The sequence below is a fragment of the Endozoicomonas sp. NE40 genome (assembly GCF_040549045.1).
GTDB lineage: Bacteria > Pseudomonadota > Gammaproteobacteria > Pseudomonadales > Endozoicomonadaceae > Endozoicomonas_A > Endozoicomonas_A lisbonensis.
The window spans coordinates 289,517-298,287 of record NZ_JBEWTB010000001.1 but is presented as its reverse complement, the minus strand read 5'-3'; the positions used below and the strand labels follow the sequence as shown (position 1 = coordinate 298,287).

Sequence of the window (8,771 nt, the reverse complement as noted above, 5' to 3'; positions counted from 1 at the left end):
CTGGTTTTCAAAGCAGGCCAGTCCCTGATTATAGGTTGCATCATCGAAGCAATACTTCAGCTCTCCCTCTGCGGTGGTGTACTTGGCAAAATGACGACCTCCCTCATCCACTTCGGCCAGAGTAAATACGGGTCTGTTATAAGCGACAGAGAGATACTGACAATCGGCATAATCCATCCAAAAGGCTTCAGGCCCGTATTTTTCTTTAAGCGATAAATCCACCTCAGTAGGATCAAGACCAACTATTTCGGCCCGCTCTCCCGGAGACTGTAATCCTTCCACCCAGGCATTATCCTGATAACTCCTGACGGCTGTTTCGATTCTTCTTTTATAAGCGATATCGCCCTCAATCTGATCCGTATCCTGATTGTCTATATAACTCTGCATATCCAGAGCCACTTGTCTGGCTCTGGCTCTTACCTGTTTTGGAGAGTCCCCGGTGAGCAGGGCGATACTGGCAAAACCACAGTTGCCGTCTCCCATGGTTCTCGGGCCTGGTTTCAGGCCCAGATTTTCAAAGCGTTGGGCGACAGCGTCCAGCTGTTGCGGGTTCACAAAGTCCTGCGACGATTGTATGCCGTTTTTAAAGCTTTCCAGATGGCTGGCTACCGCTGGCAAGGGTTCTAAATCCCTGAGCTGGTCACTGAATGACTCTAATTCGGTGATGGCTATCTGGTCATAAATGCGGCGTAAAATCTTTTGTGTCACCACAGGCAGTGAGGAGAAGTACTGGCCTGGCTGACGGCTGTGATACCAACCCTTTAATGAATCGGCAAAAGCTGAGACTCCGCCGCTGGTTTCCAATAACCCAGTCGTCTTCGAAATGAATTGACGCAATTTCTGGTCATTGTTGATATGAGTCGTTAACCAGTTGTAGCTGACGGCGTCCAGTGCCTGAGAGATAGATTCTGACTTTCTGTAAACTTCTGCTTGTGGCATATTGCCGACAACGTATCTTGCGACATCCTGACAGATGCATAGCACTTTGGACGATGGGTGAGTATCAATGCCATCTGTCCTTTGGGCTATGGCTTTTATATTTGGATTGTCGGCGGCTTCTTTTTGTTTATCCAGCAAATTTATCAGGGTTGGCAATTCCAGGATTTCTTCTATTTTGGCCGGGTCCATTTGCTGGTCCGCCAAAGCAAATACCAATGTATCATCCCCCATTGATCCGCCATTAATCGCATTGTGGGCCATATCCAGCTTTTTAAGGGCTACCAGTTGATTCTCAATGGAGGGATTATGCCAGAGGTTAATTGTGGTCAGACTCTTGTTGATATTATCAGAGGCATTAGTCAGACCGGCATACTTTAAAACACATTGTCGAAACAAGTCTTCGGCTTGCTGTTTAAATTCAAAGGGCGTGTCGGCTTCGATATCAGCGAACCGGTTAGCGGCTTCAGGATTTTCTTTCATGACGTTTAATAAAAAATCCAGAGGCATATCGGAACCGGATTGATAAAATAAGGAACAGGCTGTCAGTGCCGTCTCCATTTCCCTGATATTTTCAGACTGACCATAAACGTTATTAAATGCGGCCAGCTGTTCCGGATTCAGTGCATAATTTTGTGCAACCTGAGCAGCTGGTGATAGTGGCGGTTTCTTTGTCCTTGGTTTGGGGACCGGGCGTTTTTTCCCAGAGGTAGAAGGCGCTGTCCTGGACGATACCGTTGCGGGTCCGGAGTCAGTCACTGTGGTTGTATCCGGCTTGGCGCCGGCAACGGGGGAGGACAATTCGCTCTTATTGATTTGTTCAATCACTGCATCGACATCCCGTTCTTCTTTAGCCCTGCGAGCCAGATCACCCAGCTGGGATTTGGGCGCCTCCTGAATCTGGGCGTAAAGGTCTTGATGGTGCTGCCTGGTGTGCTCCATTAACTCAGGGGTAAAATACCTGTTCAAATCGGAAGGAGAAGCACGACCCCCTGCCTTAGTTTGTGGAGGGGTAGACACTGACGGGGCAGGGGCTGGCTGATCGGCAGCGTCTAACCCGTGCAGCGCTGCGTTAAGTGCGCCTAACGTCAGATTATCGGGTATCGCAATGATGATATTCCGGTCTTTCAGTTGCTTTTGTCTGGGGGTTCGTTCATTAACCAGCAATTGAATTAATGCTTTTTGATAAACGGAGAAAAAACTGCTGTTGGATTCATCCTCGGTGACTAACCGGCCCTCAGAATCAAGCCCTACCTTTGTGTTATCGCCTTTGCCTTGCAGTAAAGCCAGTTCTTGCCTGACACTGGCAATGGAAGCTCCCCCTACGCGCCCGTGATCCATGGCCCTTCCTTATCATTGAAAATAATTGCAGGGGATATCGGCACGAAGAAGTCGTGTTAAAGGTCTGAATGCCTGATACCAGTCTGCTGGCAGGCTGGTGCAGTGTCAGTTTGGTCTGCCTGACTCTGAGTGGGTTGATAAGCGGCCTCTCTTATTTTTTTCTCATTAAGCGCTTCATCTCGCCCTTAATGTCTGAGGTCTCTTTATTCGAAAATTGAGACATAGATGGATGCAATCGAATCAGCGCTGAAACCACCGCACCCGGAACGACACGAACAGTGTGCTCTTCTATATCGGTGACTTCAAAGCCGTCAGCATCCGCCAATGTCTCTTTTTGAATAGTACTTACCCACCCGGTAACGAGCTGGTTTATTGAGTCGGAATTATTGTGTGATACCTCAGATGGGTGGGCAATTGATTCAATAGCCGCTTCAAGTATCAGTTGACTCCACTCATCCTGAGTATTATTGACAATGGTTGTGTATCGCTCAGATATCCAGGTAAACACTCTTTGAAGGTTGTGGCTCTCACTGCCTTCTATTCGATTCAGCATGCCTACCAAATAAGGCATATTTAACATGGCTATGATGACTGCTACGGATTGTGCGCGGGCTTGTGATGATTGTCCTGCAAAGTTGTTCAGTATCGCAAGCAGGCCCGGACTGATTGCTTCAACAGTTGCAAGAGGCTGACTTCCAACCCGGTACTGGCCAGAAGATAACTGAGACATAAGGCCAGTTTCATTCAACAGAATATGTATTATCGCTAATGCACACCTTCGACTTTTAGGCGTTTCTCTGTTTCCATCTTTCTCGTCGGTAACTAATAGTTGAGAAATAGCGTTTGACAGGCTGGGCACAAGATGTTGATAACGTTCTGCATACAATTCTCTGTTTTCTGAAAACTCTGATAGATTAAACGTGATGTTTCTTCCGTTAATCAACGCTTCAATTAAAGAGCTCTGGTAGACAATAGCCGTTACCAGGATCGTCACCGGCTGCTCCATGATGGGAATAATACCGCTCTCTTCAGAGGGCATGCTTCCTACTACCATCTGCGATAAAAAGTTTCTGACTACGTCTGAAAAAGCAACATCTCCCATGTTAATATTGCTCAGGGCATTATAAAACCGGATCATGCTACCCAAGTCTGAATACGTCACCATCAACATCGTGAAATTAAAATCTTCAGGCTGTTCACGATGAGTACTGGTCAGGTATATCCTGTTTAGCGTATGTATGATGTTGCTTCCTTTGAGCCATCGCAACCAGCGGAAGAGTAAGTGGTTGAACTTCAATTCCTCGAGAGTTGTACCTTCTTTTTTCAGAATATTTTCTATCAACCTGTTTATATCTGACATCAATGCCGGACACAACTCGCCTGTGATCTGGGTAAGATCTCCCCCCAACAGTACCAATCGATGAAAATGTGGGTATATTACGGGGTCTATTTCTAAACGATCAGATGCAGAAAACTCTATTGCTCTTTGTGTTTCTTCATCAAGCCCGGCACCTAATGGATTCAGATTAATGCTACTCATCATGCTCGCTGACATCAGACCGCTTACACCTTGTGGCTCTTGCCCATCTTCATCAACGTTACCTCCGGTAGCACCCTGTGATACTGGGTAGAGCAGGATGACGTCTTCTGGACGAGTCATTGAATGGTTCAATTTCAAATTAAAATGGTTTAATTTCAAATCAATGATGTCATCCAGAATGTTTTTGCCCGAATCAAAGGGCAACATTTCAATATTGACCGGGGTGTGCATAAATGGTCCTGTTGCAGCGGCAGCCTGGCAGACAGCTCCGATGAGCGATAAGGATAAACCTAACGGACGTATATTAATCATGCCTCATCCTTTTATATTGCGTAATTCACTTGTTTTTTAATCAAGTTATGCAATATAGACAAAAATATGCATGAATAACTGATCATTATGTAATTAAACAGGGGGGTTGCCCTTAAAACGACACCATCGTGTGCAGGTACTTAAAGACATACCACAGTCAAGAAATCTGATCTCTATCAAACAAATGTTTGATTTTATTCCGAACGATAATATCCATATCGCACTCTTGCACACAGCCGGATATATTCGTTTTTAGCTTTTATTACTTTTTAAAAAGAGTATTTATTTGTGTCCACAGAAGTAAAAAAACCAGTTTGGGACCAGGCATTGCTGTGCCATCACATCAACACGGTTAATCCGGTTACGCTGAAAGCCATTTCCGAAACCTTGCTACGTGCAGAAGGCTATCTGTCAGCAGACCATGACATAGAAAGAGAGGAAATACTGGTTGGCAAGCATATTGTTCTTGTCAAAATAACGGGCGCGAAGCATACAGGCGTGGGGGTTGTGACCACCAACAGTATAGTGCCGTATAAAGAACAGTCGGCCGTGCTGTTTGCCACCATCGCTTTTGCGGGTGATGAAGATGAAGATATCAGCATCTGTGACCGTATTTTTGAGTGGTCTTCAGACCCCATTCTGGCCGAACGGGTGCTCAATGCCGATATCGCTGAAGCCATCGATAACGTCATGGGGGTTGCGCCACTGCCGCGAGCCCCGTCGGAATACCTTTACCACGAGTTTAAAGTCAACGCATCCCCCGGAGTCATACGACATTTCGCACAAAATTTTGCAACACAAATGAAGGGTATTGATGCCAGAATTGAATTTCGCAACCGCACAGCGGGTTCAAAATTTGTCAACGGTAAAAGCTACCTCAGTATCCTCAAGCTGAACCTGAAGACAGGCAATGACGTTGAAATGCGTGCGATTGGCAATCAGTCCGCTGAAGCGGTGATTGCGCTTCAGCGCGGCATTTATGCAGCAAGAAATTCTCAGCGGCGACATTCAAGGCTGTGACCGGGGGCTGTTATTAAAATGGTGTAGCGCACTTTCAGGCATACAGAAAATCCTTCGTAAGTACCCGATCAGCCAGACCCGGCACGTTAAGAGGCGGTTTGCCCTGGCAATATTTGGTAGCATTAGTTTTTAAAACAAGAAGGCTTTATAAAATGTCCGATAACAGCAATAAATCCACAACAACACAGTCGAGCAATGGCGTTTCGGCGGGTAATCACAACACGTTTCTGGAATGGTTTGAAAGCGTTCAACCAAAACCCGAGCTTTTGGTGAATGGCGATTTCCAGTGTCTGAAGTTGATCATGATATCACCCCGCCGAGAGTCATTCAGACCACCTTTAATGAGCTCGGAAAGGTATTTTGTATCACTTCAGTCCTTTGACCAAAAAACTTAACACTGGATTGTGCTGAATTCCCATGTTTAAGGCCGGTGGCGTTCGAGTTGCCTTCTCGATAATTCCTCTTTCCAGAAGGTCATTCACAAGAGGCAGACAAAAAAGGGAACCCTTACCAATCAAAAGACCACTCAAGTCGGCTTCTTTGTAGATATCTAATAAATCCCTGAGGCCACTGAGGTAAACATAGTCCTTGGTGAAACCGCCACCACGAAATATCCGGGCAGTCGTGGTAAATGCACTGTCCCGGCTTAACCCATACTGATCTTCCAGTTGCCTGCAGGTATAACCAAAAGTCCAGCCCTTGAGCATACCGCTAACCGCAATCACGCGAATAGCCAGAGTATGAAGACGGCTGACGGTCAGGTTGCCCGACAGGTATTCACACAAAATGGCCAGTCCTTCCTGGGCATGAGTGTTGCCAGGCAGTCCCAGTCGAAACACATTCAGGGTCTGGTCACGGGCATTGAGGGTCGTCACCATATGAACTCCAAGCTCGTGGTGAATCAATGCCTGTAATTCTCTTTCTGATACTTTAATGTTGTCGTTAACCAGCAACGTCTGTTTCTGGTTATCCACCATCGCCTTGGCGACCAGTCGTTTACTACTCCGAACCTGGCATGTAAGTTCAAGTTCCTTTGCAGCTTGCTGAAAACGATCGATAGCCTGTTCCGCATAAATATCCTTTGCAACAGATCGTTCTTCATCCAGTAAGGGCGCGTGCAGCAAAAACTGTGCATTCGCCTGGTCGTTAACGCTGGGTTCACCATAATATCGCAGGGAATTATAAAGAAACTGTTCTGTTCCTATCGTAGTCAGAAGTTCCGCTTTCATGGCATGTGAGTCAACCACTCTGCGGTACAGTTCTCTCAATGACGGATCACTGATTGCGGATACGGGCAACCGGTACAGTTGCTCTTTGACTGAGTAAGGATCGAGCCGCAACTGCCTGTAGCGGAAGTTCGGTGTGTAGTGATACCCCCTGGAAAAAAAACGTTTCTTTTCCTGTAACAGGTTAACCGGATTGATGTACATCAGCGTATCCATCTGCCGAACCAGCCGGTATAACTTTCGGTCTACTTCCAGTACAACGGGTTCGATGTCTGAAGGTGCCAGATCGGTTCTTTTCAACGACTTTTTCTTTATACGACTGGCAAAGCTTACCGCTGTATTGAACAGTGCCCGGGAAAGCTGCTCCCGTAAAGCTTCATGTACGAGAGGGAAGAACTCTCCCGTGGTTTCGTCCATGTAGATTTTTTTGACTTCCAGAGGAACGGTCAGAACAGAACGGAAGTTTTCACGGGTAAAGGTTGCCTGGTAACCCCTGCCGTAAAAAACCGCATCATTCTCTGCACTGACGGAAAGATTTGGCAGCTCTATTTCATTAAGAGCTTCATTGAGGCTTTTCAGTGTTTTATGCCAGCGTCGCCGGTCAATCTGGGCAGTGCCTATATTGAAAACCGGGGCATCCTCACGACCATCCCGCTGCCAGTTGTAGCTGTGCAAATCGAACAGCAGACAGCGCCCAAACAGACTCGCCAGCTTTTCAAGCAATGCGCCCAGAATGCGATAGTAGCGAGCATGCTTAGCCAGTGATATTTGTCGCTCTTCATCCGGCAGTGGTCGATGCCAGATTTTTTTACCCCAGGCTTCGTCATACAGGCAATCCTCCGGGCTGCGGTTCAAATCATACTCATAACGGGAATCACAGGCCACCAGAGTGATTGGAAGCCCATCCAGCCAGTTGCCGCTGCCCGGATCTTCTTCGTAATAACGCTCTTTCTCCGAAAGGGCGCAAAGCGAATTGAGCCCTTCCCGAAAGCGGTTGCCATGATGAATAGCCGTCCCAACAAAGGGAACGAACTCCAGCACTTTTATGACCAGAGATTTATCCGGCAGGGTTGCTTCGAAAGATTCACCAGACTGAATGTGCTGGATGATCTGTTGTTCAGACAGCGTCAGCATCTTCTATCGCCTTCCGGAATTCGGTTTTCCGCTGGATCAGCATCTCTTTAGTGTTCACGACATTTTCAATAAAGTCGATCACCCTTTTCTGAAGCCTGGTTCGGTTCAGACTGTTGATTCGCATTATTCCGCCCGGACTGAGTACATTAACCTCAATAAGTTTGCCGTTAATCACATCAATACCGGCAAAAAACAGTCCGTCCCTAACCAGCTTGGGGCCAACGAAGCGACAGAGTTTCTTTTCTTGTGCAGTCAGGGTGTGTTTTACAGCTACACCACCGGCATGTATGTTCGAGCGGGTTTCACCACTGGCAGGCTTTCTTCGCATTGCACCAATAGGCTCACCGTTCAGCATCAGGATACGAACATCGCCCTCCTCGGCGCCATCGACATAGTCCTGAAGAATAACGTAGTTACCATGAGTGCCACCGGAGCTGTTGATATAGAAATCAAGCAGCGATCTCACATTATGCCGGGCACTTTTTTCCAGCACGATGACACCCTGTCCACCATAACCGTCCAGAGGTTTAAGAATCATTTTTTCAGACTCAGACTCAGCCAGAATGCGCTCCAGGTAATCCCGATTTTTAGAAACATGGGTAACCGGGATAAACTCGTTAGCCGGGTCGTCAAAGGAAGCGGTGTACAGTTTGTTGTTAGCGATTCGCAGACCATCAATATCGTTCATGATAAAAGTGTGGCTACGAACAGAATCCAGAAAATTCAGTGCCAGAGTATCCAGTGGAGGATTGGCACGCATGAAGATACAGTCAAAACCGGACAGAGGCAGTGCTTTTTTCTTGAATTCCGCTTTGCGATAAAAGCTTGGTATATTTTTGGGTACTTCTTTCTGACGATTCAGCACATCGCAAAACGCACTGGCAACACTGCCACGTATTGTAAGATTGCTTGTTGTAGTAATAGCTACTGTGTGACCACGGGTTGCAGCTTCATGGATAAGCCGAATGGTAGAGTCGGTTTCAGGCTCAACCTTTTCCCATGGATACATAATGAAACAGATTTTCATGGAATATCACCAGATAAAACGCGCATCCATCCTGCTGTCACCAATGCCTGACAGGAAGTCATGATTAGAAGGGGGGAAGCATCTGTACCCAGCGACAGTCACTGCATACAGCTGAATAGAAAAGCGGACGGATATCCATTGCTCCAGCCTCAACATACTTAACGGGATCAAGCTGCTGAGACGGGCATTCGTCACAAAATGAGCGGCTTGATTTTATCTCAAATGATTACAACTC

At 46.8% G+C, this 8,771-nt stretch carries 5 protein-coding genes; 1 reads left to right on the top strand and 4 read right to left on the bottom strand.

All coding sequences use genetic code 11. The features are described from left to right. Positions 1-2,277: hypothetical protein (locus tag V5J35_RS01035; RefSeq protein ID WP_354016233.1), on the bottom strand; the 2,277-nt coding region annotated here is incomplete at its 3' end. 151 nt (positions 2,278-2,428) lie between these two features. Then, positions 2,429-4,129 (bottom strand): hypothetical protein, encoded by a 1,701-nt coding sequence (locus tag V5J35_RS01030; protein WP_354011612.1) that lies wholly within the window; start codon positions 4,127-4,129, stop codon positions 2,429-2,431. A 288-nt stretch (positions 4,130-4,417) separates the two neighbouring features. Here V5J35_RS01030 and V5J35_RS01025 point away from each other — a divergent pair, with 288 nt between their 5' ends. Then, entirely contained in the window at positions 4,418-5,149 is a 732-nt protein-coding gene (locus V5J35_RS01025; RefSeq protein ID WP_354011611.1) for an HPr family phosphocarrier protein, read from the top strand. Between the two features lie 365 nt (positions 5,150-5,514). Here the strand turns inward: V5J35_RS01025 and V5J35_RS01020 are convergent, their stop codons facing one another. Together V5J35_RS01020 and gshB are read right to left on the bottom strand one after the other, a co-directional pair. Next, positions 5,515-7,509: a flavohemoglobin expression-modulating QEGLA motif protein gene (locus tag V5J35_RS01020; protein WP_354011610.1), complete on the bottom strand. Its 1,995-nt coding sequence runs from the start codon at positions 7,507-7,509 to the stop codon at positions 5,515-5,517. Next, positions 7,493-8,536, bottom strand: a complete 1,044-nt coding sequence (gene gshB, locus V5J35_RS01015) for a glutathione synthase (RefSeq protein WP_354011609.1) — start codon at positions 8,534-8,536, stop codon at positions 7,493-7,495. Before gshB ends, V5J35_RS01020 begins: the two co-directional genes overlap by 17 nt. Positions 8,537-8,771: the final 235 nt, after the last annotated feature.

Excerpts from the sequence above, each read along its gene's own strand:
- V5J35_RS01030 (WP_354011612.1), bottom strand. The coding sequence starts at position 4,129 with ATGATTAATATACGTCCGTTAGGTTTATCCTTATCGCTCATCGGAGCT.
- V5J35_RS01020 (WP_354011610.1), bottom strand. The coding sequence starts at position 7,509 with ATGCTGACGCTGTCTGAACAACAGATCATCCAGCACATTCAGTCTGGT.
- gshB (WP_354011609.1), bottom strand. The coding sequence starts at position 8,536 with ATGAAAATCTGTTTCATTATGTATCCATGGGAAAAGGTTGAGCCTGAA.